This is a genomic window from Dickeya sp. ws52, from assembly GCF_007210685.1.
Taxonomy (GTDB): Bacteria; Pseudomonadota; Gammaproteobacteria; order Enterobacterales; family Enterobacteriaceae; genus Dickeya; species Dickeya chrysanthemi.
The window spans coordinates 90704-111957 of record NZ_SZVX01000010.1 but is presented as its reverse complement, the minus strand read 5'-3'; the positions used below and the strand labels follow the sequence as shown (position 1 = coordinate 111957).

The 21254-nt window shown below is 57.6% G+C and carries 18 protein-coding genes; 4 read left to right on the top strand and 14 right to left on the bottom strand.

What is annotated here, in order from left to right; all coding sequences use genetic code 11:
• The 6 genes from hemW to FDP13_RS11545 all read right to left on the bottom strand — a co-directional run bounded on the left by hemW (position 1) and on the right by FDP13_RS11545 (position 4260).
• Entirely contained in the window at positions 1-1140 is a 1140-nt protein-coding gene (gene hemW, locus FDP13_RS11570) for a radical SAM family heme chaperone HemW (protein ID WP_033576436.1), read from the bottom strand.
• Positions 1133-1726: an XTP/dITP diphosphatase gene (locus tag FDP13_RS11565; RefSeq protein WP_012768515.1), complete on the bottom strand. Its 594-nt coding sequence runs from the start codon at positions 1724-1726 to the stop codon at positions 1133-1135. The genes hemW and FDP13_RS11565 overlap by 8 nt, the downstream gene beginning before the upstream one ends.
• Positions 1727-1772: 46 nt before the next feature.
• Positions 1773-2075, bottom strand: a complete 303-nt coding sequence (gene yggU / locus FDP13_RS11560; RefSeq protein ID WP_012768516.1) for a DUF167 family protein YggU — start codon at positions 2073-2075, stop codon at positions 1773-1775.
• Entirely contained in the window at positions 2060-2614 is a 555-nt protein-coding gene (locus FDP13_RS11555; protein WP_033576435.1) for a YggT family protein, read from the bottom strand. Before FDP13_RS11555 ends, yggU begins: the two co-directional genes overlap by 16 nt.
• Before the next feature lie 65 nt (positions 2615-2679).
• The gene (proC, locus tag FDP13_RS11550; protein WP_033576434.1) at positions 2680-3501 is read right to left on the bottom strand and encodes a pyrroline-5-carboxylate reductase; all 822 of its coding nucleotides are present in this window, start codon (positions 3499-3501) and stop codon (positions 2680-2682) included.
• 33 nt (positions 3502-3534) lie between these two features.
• Positions 3535-4260, bottom strand: coding sequence for a YggS family pyridoxal phosphate-dependent enzyme (locus FDP13_RS11545; protein ID WP_033576433.1), 726 nt, complete (start codon positions 4258-4260; stop codon positions 3535-3537).
• A gap of 21 nt (positions 4261-4281) precedes the next feature.
• Between FDP13_RS11545 and FDP13_RS11540 the strand changes: the two genes are divergently transcribed.
• Positions 4282-5304, top strand: a complete 1023-nt coding sequence (locus tag FDP13_RS11540) for a type IV pilus twitching motility protein PilT (RefSeq protein WP_033576432.1) — start codon at positions 4282-4284, stop codon at positions 5302-5304.
• Between the two features lie 22 nt (positions 5305-5326).
• Here FDP13_RS11540 and FDP13_RS11535 read toward each other — a convergent pair whose 3' ends face one another.
• The 4 genes from FDP13_RS11535 to FDP13_RS11520 all read right to left on the bottom strand — a co-directional run bounded on the left by FDP13_RS11535 (position 5327) and on the right by FDP13_RS11520 (position 11888).
• Entirely contained in the window at positions 5327-7399 is a 2073-nt protein-coding gene (locus tag FDP13_RS11535) for a bifunctional diguanylate cyclase/phosphodiesterase (RefSeq protein ID WP_231578097.1), read from the bottom strand.
• A 398-nt stretch (positions 7400-7797) separates the two neighbouring features.
• Entirely contained in the window at positions 7798-9051 is a 1254-nt protein-coding gene (gene codA, locus FDP13_RS11530; protein ID WP_033576430.1) for a cytosine deaminase, read from the bottom strand.
• 13 nt (positions 9052-9064) lie between these two features.
• Positions 9065-10000: a CdaR family transcriptional regulator gene (locus FDP13_RS11525; protein ID WP_143839483.1), complete on the bottom strand. Its 936-nt coding sequence runs from the start codon at positions 9998-10000 to the stop codon at positions 9065-9067.
• A 301-nt stretch (positions 10001-10301) separates the two neighbouring features.
• Positions 10302-11888, bottom strand: a complete 1587-nt coding sequence (locus FDP13_RS11520) for a methyl-accepting chemotaxis protein (RefSeq protein WP_012768524.1) — start codon at positions 11886-11888, stop codon at positions 10302-10304.
• Between the two features lie 348 nt (positions 11889-12236).
• Between FDP13_RS11520 and nsrR the strand changes: the two genes are divergently transcribed.
• The 3 genes from nsrR to rlmB all read left to right on the top strand — a co-directional run bounded on the left by nsrR (position 12237) and on the right by rlmB (position 15994).
• Positions 12237-12662, top strand: coding sequence for a nitric oxide-sensing transcriptional repressor NsrR (gene nsrR / locus FDP13_RS11515; protein ID WP_012768525.1), 426 nt, complete (start codon positions 12237-12239; stop codon positions 12660-12662).
• Between the two features lie 40 nt (positions 12663-12702).
• Complete coding sequence (gene rnr / locus FDP13_RS11510; protein WP_027711013.1) at positions 12703-15171, top strand: ribonuclease R; 2469 nt, start codon at positions 12703-12705, stop codon at positions 15169-15171.
• A gap of 88 nt (positions 15172-15259) precedes the next feature.
• Entirely contained in the window at positions 15260-15994 is a 735-nt protein-coding gene (gene rlmB / locus FDP13_RS11505) for a 23S rRNA (guanosine(2251)-2'-O)-methyltransferase RlmB (protein WP_033576429.1), read from the top strand.
• A 49-nt stretch (positions 15995-16043) separates the two neighbouring features.
• Here rlmB and FDP13_RS11500 read toward each other — a convergent pair whose 3' ends face one another.
• The 4 genes from FDP13_RS11500 to FDP13_RS11480 all read right to left on the bottom strand — a co-directional run bounded on the left by FDP13_RS11500 (position 16044) and on the right by FDP13_RS11480 (position 21043).
• Positions 16044-17561, bottom strand: a complete 1518-nt coding sequence (locus FDP13_RS11500) for a methyl-accepting chemotaxis protein (RefSeq protein WP_050516116.1) — start codon at positions 17559-17561, stop codon at positions 16044-16046.
• Positions 17562-18240: 679 nt separating this feature from the next.
• Positions 18241-18516, bottom strand: a complete 276-nt coding sequence (locus FDP13_RS11490; protein ID WP_033575537.1) for a hypothetical protein — start codon at positions 18514-18516, stop codon at positions 18241-18243.
• Between the two features lie 51 nt (positions 18517-18567).
• Positions 18568-18936: a biofilm peroxide resistance protein BsmA gene (bsmA, locus tag FDP13_RS11485; protein WP_143839481.1), complete on the bottom strand. Its 369-nt coding sequence runs from the start codon at positions 18934-18936 to the stop codon at positions 18568-18570.
• A gap of 166 nt (positions 18937-19102) precedes the next feature.
• Positions 19103-21043: a methyl-accepting chemotaxis protein gene (locus FDP13_RS11480; RefSeq protein ID WP_143839480.1), complete on the bottom strand. Its 1941-nt coding sequence runs from the start codon at positions 21041-21043 to the stop codon at positions 19103-19105.
• Between the last annotated feature and the right edge of the window lie 211 nt (positions 21044-21254).

Here is a 21254-nt window from a genome sequence, read left to right as displayed (position 1 = left end):
TTACGCCTCCGGCAGGAATAGCTCCAGCAGCGAGTTAAGAAACAGTTTGCCGTGCTCGGTCACTTGCCAGTGTTGAGCGGTTTCCGTCAGGTAGCCTTGCGCCAGCGCCGCGTCTATCTGCGCTCTAACGGCACTTTCCGGCAGACCGGTGTAGGCGGTGAAATCAGCACGCGGTGCGGGTTCCAGTAACCGAAAACGATTCATGAAGAACTCGAACGGCCGCTCGGCTTTCTCCACTTCGCTGCGTTGTTGCAGGTAGTTGCCTTGCATATAACCGCGTGGGTGGCGGGTTTTTACCGTGCGCACGATATTGCCGTCGGCGAAGGTGAGTTTGCCGTGCGCGCCGCAGCCGATGCCCAGATAGTCGCCGAAGCGCCAGTAGTTAAGATTGTGCCGGCACTGGTAACCCGGTTTGGCATAGGCCGAGGTTTCATACTGCTGATAGCCGGCGTCGCTCAGCAACCGGTGGCCTTGTTCGAAAATATCCCACAGCGCGTCATCGTCCGGCAGCACCGGCGGCCGCGAGCCAAACAGCGTATTCGGCTCAATGGTCAACTGATACCAGGACAGGTGCGGCGGGTTGAGCGCGATCGCCTGGCGCAGGTCGTCCAGCGCCTCGTCCAGCGATTGCTCCGGCAGCCCGTGCATCAGGTCTAAATTGAAGCTGCGCAGCCCCAGAGCGGCAGCCAGAGCGGCGGCGCGTTTGGCTTCTTCCGGGCCGTGGATGCGGCCTAATCGCGTCAGCTTATCCGGGCTGAAGCTCTGCACGCCGATGGAAATCCGGTTAACCCCCGCCTGTTGGTAGCCGCTAAACCGGTCGGCCTCTACTGTACCGGGGTTGGCCTCCATGGTGATTTCCGCCTCCGGCGCCAGCGGCAATCGCGCCCGCACGCCGTCCAGCAACTGTTGCATCGCCTCGGCGCTAAGCAGGCTCGGCGTGCCGCCGCCGATAAAAATGCTGTGCAGCGGGCGGCCGCTCGCCAGCGGCAGGTCGGCGTCCAGATCCGCCAGCAGGTGCGCCACGTAGTCGTCGTGCGGCACCTCGCCTTTCAGCGCGTGGGAGTTGAAGTCGCAATAAGGGCACTTCTGCACGCACCAGGGAATATGGATGTACAGGCTGAGCGGCGGCAGATTAAGCATGTCGCAGCGCATCCAGCAACTGGCGCAGCGCCTGACCGCGGTGGGAGAGGGCATTTTTCTCTTCGCGGCTCAGTTCGGCGGCGGTTTTGCCGATCGACGGCACAAAAAACACCGGGTCGTAGCCGAAGCCGCCTTCACCGGCAGGCGTGCGGGCGATGACGCCCTGCCAACTGCCGTGGCATACCAGCGGCGTCGGGTCCTCGGCGTGGCGCAGATACACCAGCACGCAGTGGAAGCTGGCCTGACGCTGTTCGTCCGGCACGTTGTCCAGCGCCGCCAGCAGCTTGTCCAGATTCTGCTGGTCGCCGGCGTTTTCACCGGCATAGCGGGCGGAGTAAATGCCCGGCGCGCCGCCCAATGCGTCCACCGCCAGGCCTGAATCATCGGCGATGGCGGGCAGGCCGGTTTCGCGTGCGGCGTGACGTGCTTTCAGAATAGCGTTTTCGATAAAGGTCAAACCGGTTTCTTCGGCGGAGTCGACGCCGAGCGTGGTTTGCGCCACCACGTCGAGACCAAAATCCGCCAGCAGACCGGCGAGTTCACGCACTTTACCGGCGTTGCCGGTGGCTAAAACCACGTTTTGCATCTGTTGTTCCTGCAATCTGTTCAGGGTATGTATTCAGGGAATAAACTCAGGGGATGAGGCCCGCGACATCAGCCGGAATGACTTGCGGGTTGACGATTCTAATCTGTTTGTGACGCCCAAGCTCCCCTTTTTCGATGGTCACCATGCCCTTGGCGACGCGGAATTGCTTGGCAAGAAACTTGATCAGGTGGGCGTTGGCCTGGCCATCCACCGGCGGTGCGGTGATGGCGACTTTAAGCTCGTCGCCATGCAACCCGACAATCTGGTCCCGGCTGGCTTTCGGCTGAATATACAGCCGAATCACCAGCCCGTCTTCGCAGCGACTGACGGCACTCACAGCAGGAACCATAACCCCGGGAAGAAATCCATGCCGAGGTAGTTCAGCAGGTACAGCACCAGAATCACCACCATCGGTGCGAAATCCAGCCCGCCGGTCGACGGCAGAATGCGGCGCACCGGCCCCATCAGCGGCTCGGTCAACTGATGCAGCATGTAGTCCACCGGGCTGCGGCCCTGGCTGACCCAGCTCATCAGCGAGCGAATGATCACTATCCAGAACACCAGATAGCCGGCGGATTTGATCAGCGCCAGCAGCCCGACCAGCAGGTTGATGGGGCTGAGCGACAGCGAACCGACCTGGATCAGCAGCAGTAACGGGTATTTCAGCGTGGTGAGCAGAAACGCCAACAGCAGCGACGCGCTGTCGATAGGCCCCAGCGACGGAATAATACGGCGCAACGGGCCGATGATCGGCTGGGTGAGTTTCACCACGAACTGCGCCAGCGGGTTATAAAAGTCGCTGCGCGCCCACTGCATCCAGATACGCAGCAGTAACACCATCACGTACAGGTCAACCAGGGTCTTGACCAGAAAAGTCAGGGTAAGCATGAGACGGTCATTCCTTCATTGAAAGTCATTTTTCAGGCAAACAAAGTCATTTTTTCAGGCGGTCATCAGAACAGCGATTCCATTTCCTTTGCCCGGTGTACGGCGGCCTGCATAGCGTCAGCGACAGTCTGGCCCAACTGACGCTCATTGAATACGCGTAACGCTTCGGCGGTGGTGCCGCCTTTCGAGGTGACGTTCTCCCGCAAGGTGGCCAACGGGGTATCCGGGCTGGCTTCCACCAGCGCCGCTGCGCCGCTGGCGGCTTGCTGAACCAGCAACCGGGCGGTATCGGCGTCGAACCCCTGACGGATAGCTTCCTGTTGCATCGCTTCCATAAACAGGAAGAAATAGGCCGGTGCGCTGCCGGCGGCGGCAATCACGCCGTTAATGTGCGACTCCTCGGACACCCAGCACAGCTTGCCGACGCTCTGCATCAGGCCGGCGGCGAAGGCGCGATCGGTGTCGTTAACCTCGGCCGGCGCGTACAACCCGCTCATGCCGCGACCCACCAGCGACGGCGTATTCGGCATGATGCGTACGATATTGAGCGAGGCGCCCAGTAGCTGACGAAAGCGGGCGACGTTGACGCCGGCGGCGATTGATAACACCAGCTTGTTGCTGAAATCCACCTGTTGCGCCAGTCCATCACAGACCTCCGCCATCAACTGGGGTTTGACCGCCAACACCACGACGTCGGCGTCGCGGGCACAGGCGGCATTATCGCTCAGGCTGGTAATGCCATAGCGGGCGGCAAGTTGCTCCCGGTGGGTGGCGGACGGCGCGCTGACGCTGACCCGGTCGGCCGGATAACCGCCCGCCATCAAACCGGCGATGATCGCCTGCGCCATATTGCCCGCGCCGATAAAGGCTATTTTACGGTGTTCCATCAAGTTCTCGCTGTTTTCGTCAGCCCGTTAAGCTTAACGGGGGTAGTCACGTGCGCCAAAAATGGCGGTGCCGATGCGCACCATCGTGCTGCCGGCCTCAATAGCGGCCGCCATATCGTCGGTCATCCCCATCGACAGGGTATCCAAGGTGCCATAATCCGCTTTGAGTTGCAGAAAAAGTTCGGTCATTTGGCGAAATATCGCCAATTGTCGGGCGTGCTCCGTTTCCGGCGCGGGGATCGCCATCAGGCCGCGCAGCCGCAGATTCGGCAACTGAGCCACGCCGGCGGCCAGCTCCGCCAGTTCATCGGCCAAAATGCCGGATTTACTCGCTTCCCGGCTGATATTGACCTGTAGCAGCACGTTGAGCGGCGGCAGATGCGGCGGGCGCTGCTCGCTCAGGCGCTGGGCGATGCGCAACCGGTCGATGGTGTGGCACCAGTCGAAATGCTCGGCCACCAGGCGGCTCTTGTTCGACTGCAACGGCCCGATAAAGTGCCATTCCAGCGCCGTATCCGGCTGATGCGTCTGAAAATAACGCACCTTATCCACCCCTTCCTGTACATAGTTTTCGCCAAACGCCTGCTGACCGGCGGCAATCGCTTCTTCGATAGCGCTCACAGGTTTGGTTTTGCTGACTGCAAGCAGCGTAATTTCTTCCGGCGCCCGCCCGCAATACTGCGCCGCTGCTGAGATTTTCTGCCGGACGTCCTGTAAGTTTTGCCGGACTGTCGGTGTCGTGACTGTCGATATCGTCATAGTGATTCAGGAGGCCAATCAATGGATGTGAGTGAATGGGTGAACGCTAGTGTAAAACAGAACGTATCCGATCTGCACCTGTGCAGCGGTCATCCGCCGGTGTGGCGTATCGACGGGCAATTGGTGACGGATGTTACCCGGCCGCCGTTGCAGCACGCCGAGCTGGAACAGTGGTGTCAGCATTGGCTGGAGTCGGCCTGCGAACAACAGTTGCAGCAATACGGACAAACCGATTGTGCGTTAACCCTGCCGGGAGGACAACGGTTACGCGCCAATCTGTTTATGCAGCGTCACGGCTTGTCGGCCGCGCTGCGCTTGATTCCATCGCAGCAGCCTGACTTGCCGGCGCTGGGCGCGCCGCCGGTGGTAGCGGAGTTGGTCGATCGCGATGATGGCCTGATTCTGGTGACGGGGGCGACCGGCAGCGGTAAATCCACCACGCTGGCGGCGATGATCGCCGCGCTGAATCAGCGCCGGGCGCGACACATTATTACGCTGGAAGACCCGATAGAGTTTCTGCATACCAGCCGGTGTTGTCTGATCCAGCAGCGCGAAATCGGCCGTCATAGCGAGGGGTTCGCCGGCGCGTTGCGGGCCGCGTTACGTGAAGACCCGGATGTCCTGCTGCTGGGCGAGTTGCGCGACGGCGAAACCATTCGGCTGGCGCTGACGGCGGCGGAAACCGGCCATCTGGTGTTGGCGACGCTGCATACCCGGCGGGCCGTTCAAGCGGTAGACCGGCTGGTGGATGTGTTCCCCGCCGAGGAGAAAGCCTTTGTGCGGGCGCAACTGGCCGCAAGTTTGCAGGCGGTGGTGGCGCAGAAATTACTGCCGGGCGCTCAGCGCGGACGCGTGGCGTTGTTCGAGATACTGCTTGCTACGCCGGCGGTCAGCAACCTGATCCGCGAAGGCAAAACCCACCAGTTGCCCAGCCTGTTGCAAACCGGCAGCCAGGTGGGGATGCAAACCTTTGAGCAGAGTTATCGGCAGCGCTGCCGTGAAGGGGCGCTGCCGGATGATGGCGCTGACGACGCCGCATCATAACGATATTCCCTATCCCCGGCTTTTACTCTGATTTCACCACGGAGGGGTCGGTCGCGGCGAGCAGGAGTATCGTCAACTCCGGGGCAGGAACGGGGCGTGAAAACAGGAAGCCTTGCGCATAGTCGCACCCGATACGGGCGAGGGTGTCACACTGCTGTTGGGTTTCGACCCCTTCGGCTACCACCTTGAGGCCAAGGCTGTGCGCCATTGCGATAATCGCCACGCACAACTCAAACCCGACGCCATCCAGATCTTCGACGAAGGAGCGGTCTATTTTCAGGCAATCAATGTCGAATTTCCTCAGGTAGGCGAGTGATGAATAGCCGGTGCCGAAATCATCAATGGCGATTTGTATCCCGGTATCACGGAACAGGTGCAGGTTGTCGTTCACCCGCGATTCCGCATTCAGCAGCAGCCCTTCGGTGATTTCGATGATCACGGCGTTGCCCTCTAATCCGTGTTGGGCCAGCTCCTGTACCCAGGTCATTTCCGTAAAGTCTTTGCTGCGCAGTTGTACCGGCGACTGGTTGATGGCGATCTGAAAATGGGGATCGAAGATTTTGCGCCACTGCGCCAGTTGGGTAATGGCCTGCCGCGCGACCCAGTCGCCGAGCGGAACGATGAGCCCGGTATCCTCGGCAAGAGGGATAAACTCCGCCGGGCTTATCATGCCGCGGATGGGATGACGCCAGCGCACCAGCGCTTCGGCCTTGACCACTTTATTGGTGCTCAGCTCGATGATGGGTTGGTAGTAGACCTCGAACTGACCGCACTGGATTGCGGTGCGCAGGTCGTTGGTCAGGCGTAAACGGGCGCGCGCAGCCTGATGCAGGGCCGGCGTATAGTAGTTGAAGCAGTTACGCCCGGCGCTCTTGGCGGCATACATCGCCTGATCGGCATTTTTGAACAGCTCTTCCAACGTATCGCTATCGTTGGGGAAGAGGGCAATACCGATGCTGGCTGAAACCAGCATACTTTCTCCGTCGATATTGAACGGTTGCGCCAACTGTGCGAGCAGTGTTCTGGCCAGGCATCCACTATCGCCGTTTTGGTGCAGGTCGGTCAGGATAATGGCGAATTCGTCTCCCCCCAGACGGGCGATGGTATCGGCTCCTTGCACACAGTCGGTAAGGCGGTTCGACACCGCAAGCAACAGCGCATCGCCGGCACGATGTCCCAGGCTGTCGTTGACCGATTTGAAATGGTCGAGGTCTATCAACATCAGCGCCATTGGGCGGCCGCTCTGTTTGGCGTGCTCAACCGCCCGCTCAAGCTTATCCTGAAAGTGATGCCGGTTCGGCAAGGTGGTAACCGCGTCATAGTTGGCTTGCCGCCAAATCAGCGCCTCCTGCTTTTTGCGCTGGGTGATATCGGAAAATACGCCGACATAATTTATGGGGGTGCCTGCCGAGTCTTTGATCACATTGATCGTCATTTCCTTGAGGTAGTCGCTGCCGTCTTTTTTGCGATCCCACATTTCACCTACCCACACTCCGTCTTCATTTACCGTACGCCACATGGCGGTATAGAAATCGGCGTCGTGTCGGTCGGACTTGAACATGTAAGAAGGCTGCCCGACGACATCGGCCGCGCTATATCCGGTCAGGCGGGTAAAAGCCGGGTTGATGGAAATAATTTTACGGCTGGTATTGATGACGATGATGGCTTCCTGCGTGCTCTCATAGACGGCGGCGGCAATCTTCATCTGTTCGCGTGCTTTCTGGCGCTCGGTAATATCAAGGACATACACCAGTCGGTCGGCTCTGTGCCCATGCTGCGCGAAGGGGACGGATTCCGACCAAATGGTCAGGATGACGCCATCACGACGCATCACGGTCCATTCTCCGCCCAGCTTACCGCCTTCATCCAGAAACTGCCGATGGCGAGCGAGTACGGAATCACGGGCGGACTCAGGAAAAACCATGGTAAAAGAACGGCCTGCCATTTCCTCCTGGGTATAACCATAGATGGCGCCATACGCCGGATTGACGGTGACATAGTGTCCGTCGTAATTGATAACGGCGATGCCCACTGGGCAGCGGTCAAGGATGGCCTGAAACAGACTTTCTGAATTCCATGCAGAACCTGTCATCATTCACCTCATATTGATGCTGTTTTTCTGACAAGCCGAGTCTGGGCAAGCGGTTAAGGTCGCTGTTGTGCTGCCGGCCGATGAATGGCGCGCAGATTCGGGTTGTACGGTGCGTCTTGTTTTTAATTTATTATTTTTAAAGTGAATGTTGCTGTATGCATCTGAGCGGTCGGCATTATGGCGGCCGAACCGCTCGATGCGACGTTCGTTCGATTAATTTTCTTTTAGCTTAGTTTGGAGAAAGTGTCCTGACAGAGAAATTATCGACCACAGGCGACAACTTCTGAGATATCAGCGGCGAATTTGGTGAAAAAGGGTGACGGAGTTATCACCCTGATGGAGTTATCACCCTGACGCAGTTATCACCCTGACGGAGTTATCACCCTGATGAGTAGCGGACGTTACGGTTGAGCGTCGGGATAATGTACGCATTCGGGGTCGCGTTGCATGATGATGCGGCCATGGCGAATCGACAACCGGGCTTTGGCCTGACGTTGCACGGCGTCGTAGTCGTTTTCCGCTTCCAGAATCAACAGGTTAGCCGGGCGGCCGACCGCGATGCCGTAACGATCACCCAGATGCAGTGCTGTGGCGCTATTGTCGGTCACAAAATCGAGGCAACGTTGCAGATCCTGATACCCCATCATGTGGCAAATATGCAGCCCGGCGTCAAGAATGCGCAGGATGTTGCCGTTGCCGAGCGGATACCAGGGGTCCTGGATGGAGTCCTGCCCGAAACAAACGTTCATACCGGCACGGTCCAGTTCAGCGACCCGGGTAACGCCGCGGCGTTTGGGGAAGGTATCGAAGCGCCCTTGCAGATGGATGCTTTCGGTCGGGCACGACACGAAACTGATGCCGGAGCGCCGCAGCAAACGGAACAGTTTCGAGCAGTAAGCGTTGTCATACGAGCCCATCGCGACGGTATGGCTGGCGGTGACGCGCGCGCCCATTTCTCTCACCCGCGCCTCTTCCGCCAGGACTTCCAGAAAACGCGAGTTGGGGTCGTCGGTTTCGTCGCAGTGTACGTCAACCAGACAACCGGTTCGCTCTGCCAAATCCATCAGGAATTTTATCGAGCTGACGCCTTGCTCGCGGGTGTTTTCGAAATGAGGAATGCCGCCGACCACATCGGCACCGAGTGCGACGGCGCGCTCCATCAAGCGGCGGCCTTCGGGATAAGATTCGATACCTTCCTGCGGGAAGGCGACGATTTGCAGGTCGATCAGCGCCTTCGCTTCGTTTTTGACTTCCAGCATCGCTTCCAGCGCCGCCAGCGACGGATCGGTGACATCAACGTGGGTGCGAACATGCTGGATGCCGTGGTCGCGCAGCATACCGATCGCCGTCTGTGCCCGACGACGGGTATCTTCATGTGTGATGGTCGCCTTGCGCTGGCTCCAGCGCTCGATGCCTTCAAACAGCGTGCCGCTCATGTTCCATGCCGGCTCGCCTGCGGTCAGGACCGCATCCAGATGAATATGCGGCTCGACCAGCGGTGGGATAACCAGCCGCCCGGCGGCGTCGATCACGTCCGGCGTCGTCGGTGTCGGCAACATGCCGTGCTGGGCATCTATCGCCGCAATCAGGCCGTCGTGAAGTCGTAGCGTGTAGCGCCCGGGCTGACGACGTAATGCGGCGTTGATAATCTTCATCATCACTCCTGTATCACTCCTGTGAGGTCGTATTGCACCGCAACATCGCGGTTTCCTGTGTCGGTAAACCCGACTGACGCCAGAGCAGGAGCGCGACGGCGGCGCTGAGACGAAACAGCGGGTCGCCGAGGCTGCCGCCTGATAACTGTTCGATGCGTTGCAGGCGCTGATGCAAGGTATTGCGGTGGATAGCCAGCCGCTCTGCCGCTTTAATCACATTATTGTTTTCCTGTAGTACCGCATCCAGCGTTTCAATCAGCAAATAAGGCGACTTGCGGTTATTTTCCATCAGATTGCCCAGCACATTGTGCATAAAACGCGTGAGCAACGCCGGGTCGTCGACGGCGCCCAGCAATTGCAGAATACCCAATTCAGTGTAGTCGCACAGGCCTTTTTCCGGGCGCATCGTTGCGACGGCGTTCAGCGCTTGTCTGGCTTCGCTCAGCGCCTGCCGATAGTGAGCAGCCGCGCTGACCGTGCTGGACAAGCCGCCGGACAGCGTCAGCGGGGCGATATCGGCATTGACGGACTGGCGCAAGGCGGCCAGCGCCTGATGCCCTTGCCGTAACAGCGGGCTGTCTGTCGGCAGCACCATCAGCAACAGGTCGCCCAGCGTCACCAACGGCAGCGAATTAGGCTGCGCCGACAGGTACTCCTGTAACCGTTGTTGCAGGTAGCGGCGCGACCGTTGCAGGTGCGCCTCCGGGTTATCGATATGCGCCGCGGAAAACAGCGTGTCCATGCCGCACATACGCCAGGCGATCAGCCGATGCGGCTGTTCCAGCGGCCATTGCAGCCAGGTGGCGCGCTGATGAATGAGCGGCAGCTCCGACGGGTCGCCGGTCAGCAACTGGAGCAGAAAGTCGCCGCGCCAGTTATCCCGCTCGTGTTCGGTATGACCATGCCAGGTATGAAAATAAGATACGTTCCTGTAATGCGATGCCGACATGATGATCCCTCTGGTTTCGTCCCGTTAGGGGGAACGGCAATGTCTGGGAGATTCAGCAAATAGCGTGCCGGTTTTACGGTCGGTAACGCCTGAACGGGTCGTCAGAGAGGGTCGTTGGGGAATGAAGAACGTGGTTTCTGTGCAGGTTGCATCGTCCGGCATGAAAATATGGCATACCATGCCCGTTTGCTGTGCATGGTGCTGTGTGATGCACTGAAAGTGTGAACCCGCAGGAGGGGACATCAGCTGAGGGGAAAACGGCAGTGACCGGCACCGGCCACTGCCAACGCAATCGCGGTGATCAGCGTGTGTGCAGCAGCGGCGTATGATCTTCGATACGGAACATGGCCATTGCCTGCACCAACTGGCGAGATTGCTCTTCCAGCGTTTGGGTCGTATCGGTAGACGCTTTGACCAGCGAAGCATTTTGCTGCGCGACTTTGTCAATCTGGGTGAACGCGATGTTCACTTGCTCGATGCCGCGATGCTGTTCCTGAGACGCGTAAGAAATCTCTTTCATCAGGCTGGTGATGCGGTTGATCTCTTCCGCTACCTCATCCATGGTTTCACCGGCTTTGCCCGCCAGATCCAACCCTTCCGATACCCGTGACTGAGAATCCAGAATCAGGCCGCGGATCTCTTTGGCGGCCTGCGCGCTGTGCTGCGCCAGATTGCGTACTTCGCCGGCGACCACGGCGAACCCTTTACCCTGTTCGCCCGCGCGGGCGGCTTCCACCGCCGCGTTCAGCGCCAGAATGTTGGTCTGGAAGGCGATGCCGTCGATCACGCCGAGAATATCGCTGATGCGTTTGGCGCTGGCGGCAATTTCACGCATCTTTTCCACCACGTAATTGACGGATTCATTGCCGCGATCGGTGGTATCGGAAACTTGATTGGTCAACTGATGAGCCAGTTCAGCGTTGTCGGCGTTGCGCTTGACGGTTGCGCTCAGCTCTTCCAGGCTGGCGGCGGTTTGCTCCAGCGCGGCGACGGACTCTTCGGTGCGCTCCGCCAGATGACGGTTGCCGCTAAACAGTTCACGGCTGCCCTGGTCGATCATGTGGCCGGCGTCTCGTACCTGGCTGACCGAATCCAGCAATGCCGATTGCATACGTGCGATGGCATCGCTTAGCCGTCCCAGTTCATTGTCGCCCCCTTCCGTAATGCGGCGGGTCAAATCACCGGAAGCGACGTGCTCCAACTGTTCAATGGCGTGATCCAGCGGTTTGAGCAGCATGTGGCGTAATGCCAGCCAGCCCAACAGCACCAGCGACAAGGATAACAGGCAGGCAAAGCCTATCAGCATCAGCATCACTCGTTCATTGCTATTGGCCTGTTGGATATGTTGTGCGGAGAGTTGCTGGGAGTAGCTGCGGAAGTTCTGGATGGATTTATCAAATGCGTCGCTCAGTGGGGTCAGGTTGTTTTCCAGCAACGTGTAGTATTCGTCGGTGTACTGTTTTTTCAGGGAGTCCAGCATCGGTTTCAGCCCCTGATTCAGGTAGTCCTGATAACTTTTCAGCACCTGTTGCGCCAGTTTCTGCTCCTGTTCGCTGGTGGTTTCTACACTGCTGAACTGACGAATGTCCTTGTCGGATTGCTGTATATAGCTATCCAGCTTATCCGTTTCTTTTGCCCCCACGTCCAGCAACCCGATTTCTATTTTGCGTACCGCCAGCGTAGCGGAGGCTCTGGCCCGTAATGTCAGGTTATAACCGTTCATCAGCGCGCCCAGTTGATCCCCCTGAATCTGGTTGAGCGCGGTCAGGGATGCCCGGCTCTTGTTGATAGCCTGAATCCCCATGCCGCTGACCAGCAGTAATAGCAAGGTGATCACGGCCAGCAGGGTTAACAGGCCGGTACGGATGGAGAGATTTTTCAAACGCATGGTCCAATTCCTAGTCTGTGCAGAATAAAAAAATCACTGACAAAACCGATCGCCGGCTTGCCATACGCTAACATGCTTGCAAGGGTGCTTTTTCTTCAGAACATAACAGATGAAACAGCGTGTTAGGAAGCATGATTCTCTTATCTTTTGTTAACGGAAATGCATCGGCTCGGTGAATTTTCCTTTAAGAAAGATCAATGTGTACTAAATAAATTCGCCCGGCGGTAATCACTGGTTTATCATCTGCTGATAAAAAATGAACATCGTGGGCCTGGTTCTGGGCTAACGAGCGGCATTTCGGTTCCGGCCCGTGTTTTGGGGCTATCCGGCAACGTACCCGAGGTTTTTGTGCAGTTAACAAGTTTTACAGATTATGGTTTGCGAGCGCTGATTTACATGGCGTCATTGCCGGACGGCAAAATGACCAGCATCTCAGAAGTGACTGAAGTGTATGGTGTTTCACGTAACCATATGGTGAAGATCATCAATCAGCTGAGTCGTGCCGGGTTGGTGATGGCCGTGCGCGGCAAAAACGGCGGCATTCGTCTGGGGCGCGATCCGTCCACTATCCGCATTGGGGATGTGGTGCGGGAACTGGAGCCGCTCTCCCTGGTTAACTGCAGTAAGGAGTTTTGCCACATCACCCCAGCCTGTCGGCTCAAACAAGTGCTGCAGCAGGCGGTACAGAATTTCCTGACGGAACTGGATAATTATACGCTCGCCGATATGGTGGAAGAAAACCCGCCCCTCTATAAATTACTTCTGGTTGAATAAATCTGTTCAACCGCCTGCTGATGACAACGGAGGAACCGCAATGTCACAAGATCCGTTTCTGGAACGTGAAGCAGAAAAATACGAATTCCCCATTCCCAGCCGCGAATACATTCTGGAACACCTGGCAAAACGGGATACGCCCATCAGCCGTGAAGAGCTGGCGAGTGATCTGCAATTAACCAGCGATGAACAACTGGAAGGGCTGCGCCGTCGGTTGCGCGCCATGGAGCGTGACGGGCAACTGGTGTTTACCCGTCGTCAGTGCTACGCGTTGCCGGAAAAACTGGATTTATTGCGTGGTACGGTGATCGGCCATCGCGACGGCTACGGCTTTCTGCGAGTGGAAGGGCGTAAAGACGATCTTTATCTTTCCGCCGAGCAGATGAAAACGGTGATCCACGGCGATGTGGTGCTGGCCCAGCCGTTGGGTGAAGACCGCCGAGGACGTCGGGAAGGGCGCATCGTACGAGTGCTGGAACCGCGTACCAGCCAGATAGTCGGGCGTTATTTCACCGAGGCCGGGACCGGCTTCGTGGTGCCGGACGACAGCCGCCTGAGTTTTGACATTCTGATCCCGCCGGAATGTATCGCCGGTGCCCGTATGGGGTCGGTGGTGGTGGTGGAACTGACCCAGCGCGCCACCCGCCGAACCAAGGCTATCGGCAAGATCGTGGAGATCCTCGGCGACAACATGGGCACCGGGCTGGCGGTGGATATCGCGCTGCGCACCCATGAGATCCCGCATAGCTGGCCGCCCAAAGTGGAAGAGCAGGTGAGCGACCTGACCGACGAAGTGCCGGAAAACGCCAAGAAAGGCCGGGTTGACCTGCGCGCTCTGCCGCTGGTCACCATCGACGGCGAAGACGCGCGTGACTTCGACGATGCGGTGTACTGCGAGAAGAAACGCGGCGGCGGCTGGCGGCTGTGGGTGGCAATCGCCGACGTCAGCTACTACGTGCGCCCTGGCACGGCGCTGGACCACGAAGCCCGCGCGCGCGGCACCTCGGTTTACTTCCCGTCGCAGGTGGTGCCGATGCTGCCGGAAGTGTTGTCCAACGGCTTGTGCTCACTGAATCCGCAGGTGGATCGCCTGTGTATGGTGTGTGAGATGACGGTTTCCTCACAGGGGAAATTATCCGGCTACACATTCTACGAAGCGGTGATGAGTTCGCACGCTCGCCTCACCTACACCAAGGTGTGGAGCATTTTGCAAGGCGACGAGGCGCTGCGTGAGCAGTACCAGCCGCTGGTGGCGCCGCTGGAGGAACTGCACCGGATGTATAAGGTGCTGGAACATGCGCGTGAGGTGCGCGGCGGCATCGCGTTTGAAACCGAAGAAGCCAAATTTATCTTTAACGCCGAACGCCGCATCGAACGGGTGGAGGCGGTGGTGCGCAACGACGCGCACAAGTTGATCGAAGAGTGCATGATTCTGGCGAATATCTCGGCGGCGAAGTTTGTCGAGAAGAGCGAAGAGCCGGCGCTGTTCCGCGTGCATGACCAGCCCAGCGAAGACCATGTGCTGGCGCTGCGTAGCGTGCTGGGCGAGCTGGGGTTGACGCTGACAGGCGGCATGAAACCGCAGCCGAAAGATTACGCCGAACTGATGGACTCCATTGCCGACCGGCCGGATCACGAGATGCTGCAAACCATGCTGCTGCGCTCGATGAAACAGGCGGTGTATGACCCGGAAAATCGTGGTCACTTCGGCCTGGCGCTGACCTCGTACGCGCATTTCACCTCGCCTATCCGGCGTTATCCGGATTTGTCGCTGCACCGCGCCATCAAGTACTTGCTCAGCGACCGTAAAGCCCGCTGGACCCAGAGCGGCGGCTGGCACGCCGATTTCAACGAGATGCTGCAACTGGGCCAACACTGCTCGATGACTGAACGTCGTGCCGACGAAGCCACGCGTGACGTGGCCGACTGGCTGAAGTGCGACTTCATGCAGGATCACGTCGGCGAAACCTTCACCGGCATCATCTCCAGCGTCACCGGTTTTGGTTTCTTCGTACGTCTCAACGACCTGTTCATCGACGGTCTGGTGCACGTTTCTACCCTGGATAACGACTATTACCGTTACGATAATGTCGGCCAGCGCTTGATCGGTGAATCCCGCGGTCAGACCTACCGGTTGGGGGATGAAGTGGAAATTCGCGTGGAAGCGGTGCACATGGACGAACGCAAGATTGATTTTGCGCTGATCTCTTCCACCCGTAAGGTGCGTGGCGAAGGCAAGACTGCGCGCGACCGGGCGAAGAAAGGCAGCGATGCCGGCACGAAGCCGCCGCGTCGTCGCCGTACCGGGCAACGCGGCAACTTTGAGCCGGATAGCGCGTTCCGTTCCGAAGGCGGCAAGCGCCAGCCGGCCGGTAAGGATAAAGCCAAACCGAACGGCAGCGGCAAAAAGAAGGCGGCCAAATCGCAAAAGAACGCTGAAAAAACGCGTAAAATTGCAGCGGCCACCCGTGCCAAACGCGCCGACAAAAAGAAAAAGCCGACGGAGTGACGAAAATCGTCCGACCGTTGTATCTGCATCAGGGCTGCCGGAACGGCGGCCCTGTTAACCTTTTGAAGCGTATTGTTGAAGAGTATTAATGAGCGAAATTATTTACGGCATCCATGCGGTGAAAGCGCTGCTGGAACAAGACCCCCAGCGTTTTCTGGAAGTATTCATCCTGAAAGGGCGTGAAGATCGCCGCCTGCAACCGTTGATTGCCGAGCTGGAAGCCGGCGGCATCGCGGTGCAGGTCGCCAACCGCCAGTGGCTGGATGACAAGGTCGAAGGCGCGGTGCATCAGGGGATCGTCGCCCGGGTGAAAGAAGGACGGCAGTATCAGGAAAACGATCTGCCGGGGTTGCTGGCCGCGTTGGCTACCCCGTTCCTGCTGGTGCTGGATGGCGTGACCGACCCACACAATCTGGGCGCCTGCCTGCGCAGTGCCGATGCCGCCGGCGTTCATGCGGTGATCGTACCGCGCGACCGTTCCGCCCAGTTAAATGCGACCGCGAAGAAAGTCGCCTGCGGCGCGGCGGAAACCGTGCCGCTGATCCGCGTCACCAATCTGGCGCGCACCCTGCGCTTCCTACAGGAACAGAATATCTGGATCGTCGGTACGGCAGGCGAAGCGGATCACACCCTGCATCAAAGCAAGCTCACCGGCCCGCTGGCGCTGGTGATGGGCGCTGAGGGAGAAGGGATGCGTCGCCTGACCCGCGAACATTGCGATGAACTGATCAGCATTCCTATGGCGGGCAGCGTGTCGTCGTTGAACGTTTCCGTCGCTACCGGTATTTGCCTGTTCGAGGCGGTGCGTCAGCGCGCAGTGTGAAGAGGTTGCCTGAACCCATCGGGTTCAGGCAGAAAGGCCGTTGGGCGTGTTATGCCGACAACCGCGGCGTGAGCGTGTTGGAAAGTCGGAAGACGGATACTGCGTTGGAGAGCAGTTCAGCCTGCTGTTCCAGCGAGGTCGCCGCTGCGGATGACTGTTCAACCAGAACCGCGTTTTGTTGGGTGGTTTGATCCATTTCTACAATCGCATTACCTACCTGCGATATGCCGCGGTGTTGTTCATCAGACGCGACGGCGATGTCGCCCATGATGTCGTGAACCTGGGTGACCGCATGAACAATGTCTTCCATGGTTTTACCGGCATTTTCCACCAGCGACGCACCGTCATTAATTTGTGATACCGAGGTGGCGATCAGGTCCTCGATTTCATGGGCGGCTTGTGCGCTGCGCTGCGCCAGATTACGCACCTCGCCGGCCACCACGGCAAATCCGCGGCCTTGCTCCCCGGCTCGGGCAGCTTCTACTGCGGCGTTGAGCGCCAGAATATTGGTCTGAAACGCGATACTGTTGATGACGGACGTAATTTCGGCGATGCGGCGCGAGCCCTGGGCGATGTTCCCCATCGTTTGTACCGCGCTACTGACTTGTTCGCCTCCCTGACGCGCAGTCGACGAGGCATTCACGACCAGGGTATTGGCATGATGAGCATTGTCGGCATTCTGCTTCACGGTAGAGGTGAGCTGCTCCATGCTGGCCGCGGTTTGTTCTATGGCGGCGGCCTGCTGCTCGGTGCGGGAGGATAAATCGGTATTGCCCGCTACGATTTCGCCTGCCGCATGGGAAATCTGGTCGGCGCTGAGACGAATTTTATCGATCATACCGTGCAGGTTGTCGTTCATTTTTGCCATGGCGCAAATCAACTGCCCCAGTTCGTCGCGGCGTTCGCTACGTAGCCGTACCGTCAGGTCGCCTTCGGAAATGGCGCGTGTCGCCTGCAGCGCTTCGTGTAGCGGCCGGACTATCTGGCGTGAAATCACGATGGCGGCGGTCAGACCGAGTATCACGGCCACCAGCGTAATGATGGCCAGTTGGACGTCGCTGCTGGAGATATTCTGGGCGGCCCGCGTTTCTTCGGTGAAATAGAGTTGGTTGATGCTCTCCTGCAGCGTCGCCATTTGGGCATTAAGATCGCTCAGCACCTGCTGGCTGGCGTCGGGCTTCAGCACCTGCTTACGCTGGCTGGTGTAGGCTTCCAGCATGGTGCGGACTTGTCGAATACCGCTTTCGTCTTCCTCCGGCCAGGCATTGGCGCGGATTTCCTGCAGGAGAGCCGTCAACTCCTGGCTGATGGTGTTGATGGCGGTATCATGCTGTTCCAGATATTGCGCTTTACGTTCTAGCGCATAGCCAAAGTTGGCTTCTCGCGCGACGACGGTTTTGTCATACATTGAGCCCAGGCGGCTAATGCGTTTCAGGGATTGATCGCTGTTGTGTAAACCGGAAAAGCCGACTAATGACAAGGTAATACCGATTAGTAGCAATAACCCGAATCCCAGCAACAGCTTACGCGTGACTGGCAGGTTTTTTAATGACAGGTGATGTAGCATAAATCTACTTCCTTCCGTATTCGTTGTTGTCCTGAAGTGTTGTCTTCTTTAATTGACGGTCTGTCCGGCCTATACCCGTCATATTTTAAGTTACAGGCGCATTGGCGGCCCGGTCACGTACTGGAGTAAGCTTCCAGGGATTCGCTTTCCTGCAACTTGAATTACTTAGGATACAGATAAAACATGACCAAAACGTCGGGCCAGTGACGGCGCCGGATATCCCCTGGGTGAGGCGCCGTATGCTAACCAAACATCGGCATTTTATCGGCTTTGGCGGGGGAACGTTTATATCGGCGTTGGAAAAACAGGAAGTTTTATCCTGGTCGGATGTCGGGTACGTTATGTCGATCACGCTATAGGCCGACAACAGAGATAACCCCGCGGTCGGCATCTATACCCGTCATACTTCAAGTTGCAGGTGCGTTGGCTTTATTACTCGGCCCCTCCCTGGGCCTCGCCCTACGGGCCGCAGCAAGCTGCGTTCAAATCTGCTCCCGGCAGATTTGTCGCTCACCCCAGTCACTTACTTGAGTAAGCTCCTAGGGATGAAATGAGAGACATCCTGTCTCTCACCAGAGGCCAGCCGTTGGCTGGTCAAATTCGTTCCCGACGAATTTGTCACTCAGTTGCCGTCTTCCTGCAACTCGAATTATTTTGGGTATATATATTAAGGAAGGGGTTACTTTTTCAGGGCGGCGATTTTCTGCTCTACGGCAGCGCACCAGAGTACCGAATTGCGTGACGGCCAGGACGAGGCGGGCAATTGGCTTTCCACCGCCTGCTGCCAGACTGGTGAGCCTATGTCGACATTACCCAACTGCTCGCGCGTATTGACCAGCGATTCTATCCAGTTATTCCATTCCGGACTGCGGCACGGGTATTGCGAAGCCAGTAAGGCGCCGCTAAAGCTGCTTGTCAGCAGTAACAAGGCGATGGCGGCAATGTTTGTTTTCATCCTTCTTATCCTCTCACTCTTTCTTGGGGACGCTGATTTTGCTCAATCAGTTTATGGGTGGGGTGCGGCCGGTAACGGACGATAAAAGACGGCATAGCCGCGCCAGCTGTCCTGTCGCACATGTTCCTCTTCGTTCAGGCTGACTACACGGTAGTACGGCGCGCCCTGTGCATCAGCCTGACGTTGTATTTCCCGTACGGCATCATCCAGGCTGCCGCGGACATTGACCGAAACAGCCCCTGTTTTTTCCAGCAGATAGCTCTGTTCTCTGGAGACTTCAACGGATTGTTCAGCGGGCGGCGGCGGCTGCATCGGCTTGCCGGCCAGTAAGCGACAACCGGCGAGCGGCATTGACAGTACCGCGACTACGAATGCCCGGTGCAAAGGCATCAGGTTAAGTAGCCATGATGGGCGAGTCATAACGTGACGTTCCATTTAATCCGGTGCAACCCGAATGGGTGGTTAACGTGAATCAGGCGTAATGCTTTGATAGTGTAGCGCCTTGATGCAGACAGGGATACCACAGGCGTGTAAAGGAATACGTCTCGAAATGGCCTTCGCCGGAATAGCGAAGGCCGTGAAGGGATCAGTGCTGGATGCGGAACACGCTGACCACATCGCTCAGATGGTGGCCTTTTTCGCGTAATCCCTGCGCGGTGCTTTCCGAGTTTTGCACCAGCGAGGCATTTTGGTTGATGGCTTGCCCGATCTGGTTGATCGCCACATTCACCTGTTCGATTCCCAGAGCCTGCTCATGCGAAGCGATATCAATGTCATTGATAATGGTGCTGACCTGCTGGATACGTTGCAGCAAGTCATCCATCGCCGTGCGGGTTTTTTCCGAGAAATGGTAGCCGGTTTCGACCTGATGCAGCGATTCGGCGATCAGTTCTTCGATTTCTTTTACCGCAGAAGAACTGCGCTGAGCCAGCGAGCGGACTTCGGCGGCGACGACGGCAAAACCTTTGCCGTGTTCGCCCGCGCGCGAGGCTTCCACCGCCGCGTTGAGCGCCAGGATGTTGGTCTGAAAGGCGATCGACTGGATGGTGGTGGTGATGTCGGCGATTTTCTGCGACGAACGCTTAATTTCGCCCATAGTTTCCACTGAATCCGTCACCGTCTTGCTGCCGTTCTGCGCGGCGCTGGCGCTTTCTGCCGCCAGCCCTTTGGCGGTGGAAACATTGTCGGCATTCTGTTTTACCGTCGAGGCCAGTTGTTCCATGGTCGCAGACGTTTCTTCCACGCTGCTGGCCTGGCGGGAAATCTGCTCGCTGATGTTGCCGCTGTCTTCGGCCAGCGCATCAGTGCCGATGGCGATCTCCTCGGCGGCATCGCGTACCTGAGAGACTAATCGCGTCAGGCCGTGGCCCATACCGTTGATGGCATCAACCAGGCGGCCGACTTCATCCTGGCTCTCGGTGGTGAGGGTAGCTTGTAGGTTACCGGCGGCGAATTGTTCCGCCACTTTTACTACTTCATCCAGAGGGCGAGTCAGCCAGCGGCGGGTGAGATAGACGAAGAACGCGGCAAACAGCGCCACCAGTGCGATACCGCCGCCGAGGAACAGATTACGGATAGTGTTGATTTCCGCCAGCAAACTGGCCTTGCTGATGGTGCCGACCACCACCCACTTCCATTGCGGTACGCTGCGGTACACCATCACCTGCGTGCGGTCATCGCCGCTCAGACTGTTGTCGTCGTACTCCAACTGGCCGTTGTCGTTTTTCAGTACCTGTTGCAGTACATCGCCGGACCAGTCTGGCTTCTGCCCGGATAGTGTCGGATGAACCAGATAAGTGCCTGCCGTCGTACCGGCCTTACTGAGCGCAATAAAATGGCCGCCATCGCCGATGCGTTTGTCCAGAATGCGTTTTTGCATTTGGGCGAATTCTTTGCTGATATCAATGCCGACGAACAGAATGGCGATGACGTTGCCGCTGGCATCGGTAACCGGTTTGTACTGGGTGATATATTGTTTGCCGAACAGCACGGCCAGACCGCTAAACGATTTGTTGGCGGATACGGGAGCAAAGGCCGGGCTGGCGCGATCGAGTTTGGTGCCGATGGCGCGTGAACCGTCTTCTTTTTTTAGCGACGTGGTGATACGCACGAAATCGTCGCCGTCACGCACGAAAATGGTGGAAATGGCGCCGGTGCGGCTGAGAAAGTCGTCGGTAACGGCGGTGTTCATGTTAAGAACGGTATCGCCGGATTTGAGTGCCGGCGCGGTTGTGCCGCTGATAGGTAACCGTGCCTGATTATCCACGGTAAAACGAGAAGGAAGAAAGCTGGCAAACAGATTGGTATAGCTGTCGACGCTGGCCTGTAGGCTATCGTCGTACATGGCTATCATATCGGTAATACCTGTAACCTGACTTTCCATGTCATGCATTGTCAATGATTCCAGTTTCTCACCGGCCGAGCGTGTCAGACTGAGGCTGAATGTAATAAACAGCACAGCCACACTCAGGGAGGCAATGACTGAAAGTTTGACACCGAGGCTCCAGCGTCTAAAAGCAAGCTGCATGATAATTCTCTTTATTGTGGAACGTTGTTGGGAGTGACTACTGCCGTTAACGGCAAAAAAGTGCGAAATTTTACACTAATTGGTACTTTTGTAACTAATTTGATCAAGATCATTGCGATCTGTTTTTCTGTGTGCAGTCGTTGTTGCTGTTCAAATGTTATACGAAATAATTGTAGGTGTTTTTTACGGTTTTACCTGTCAATCAACAAAG

Coding starts and splice junctions, on each gene's coding strand:
- FDP13_RS11490 (WP_033575537.1), bottom strand. CDS start 18,516: ATGAAAACAAACATTGCCGCCATCGCCTTGTTACTGCTGACAAGCAGC.
- rlmB (WP_033576429.1), top strand. CDS start 15,260: ATGAGCGAAATTATTTACGGCATCCATGCGGTGAAAGCGCTGCTGGAA.
- codA (WP_033576430.1), bottom strand. CDS start 9,051: ATGAAGATTATCAACGCCGCATTACGTCGTCAGCCCGGGCGCTACACG.
- FDP13_RS11540 (WP_033576432.1), top strand. CDS start 4,282: ATGGATGTGAGTGAATGGGTGAACGCTAGTGTAAAACAGAACGTATCC.
- rnr (WP_027711013.1), top strand. CDS start 12,703: ATGTCACAAGATCCGTTTCTGGAACGTGAAGCAGAAAAATACGAATTC.
- proC (WP_033576434.1), bottom strand. CDS start 3,501: ATGGAACACCGTAAAATAGCCTTTATCGGCGCGGGCAATATGGCGCAG.
- FDP13_RS11565 (WP_012768515.1), bottom strand. CDS start 1,726: ATGCAAAACGTGGTTTTAGCCACCGGCAACGCCGGTAAAGTGCGTGAA.
- FDP13_RS11535 (WP_231578097.1), bottom strand. CDS start 7,399: ATGATGACAGGTTCTGCATGGAATTCAGAAAGTCTGTTTCAGGCCATC.
- hemW (WP_033576436.1), bottom strand. CDS start 1,140: ATGCTTAATCTGCCGCCGCTCAGCCTGTACATCCATATTCCCTGGTGC.
- FDP13_RS11480 (WP_143839480.1), bottom strand. CDS start 21,043: ATGCAGCTTGCTTTTAGACGCTGGAGCCTCGGTGTCAAACTTTCAGTC.
- FDP13_RS11555 (WP_033576435.1), bottom strand. CDS start 2,614: ATGCTTACCCTGACTTTTCTGGTCAAGACCCTGGTTGACCTGTACGTG.
- FDP13_RS11500 (WP_050516116.1), bottom strand. CDS start 17,561: ATGCTACATCACCTGTCATTAAAAAACCTGCCAGTCACGCGTAAGCTG.
- yggU (WP_012768516.1), bottom strand. CDS start 2,075: ATGGTTCCTGCTGTGAGTGCCGTCAGTCGCTGCGAAGACGGGCTGGTG.
- FDP13_RS11525 (WP_143839483.1), bottom strand. CDS start 10,000: ATGTCGGCATCGCATTACAGGAACGTATCTTATTTTCATACCTGGCAT.
- FDP13_RS11520 (WP_012768524.1), bottom strand. CDS start 11,888: ATGCGTTTGAAAAATCTCTCCATCCGTACCGGCCTGTTAACCCTGCTG.
- bsmA (WP_143839481.1), bottom strand. CDS start 18,936: ATGACTCGCCCATCATGGCTACTTAACCTGATGCCTTTGCACCGGGCA.
- FDP13_RS11545 (WP_033576433.1), bottom strand. CDS start 4,260: ATGACGATATCGACAGTCACGACACCGACAGTCCGGCAAAACTTACAG.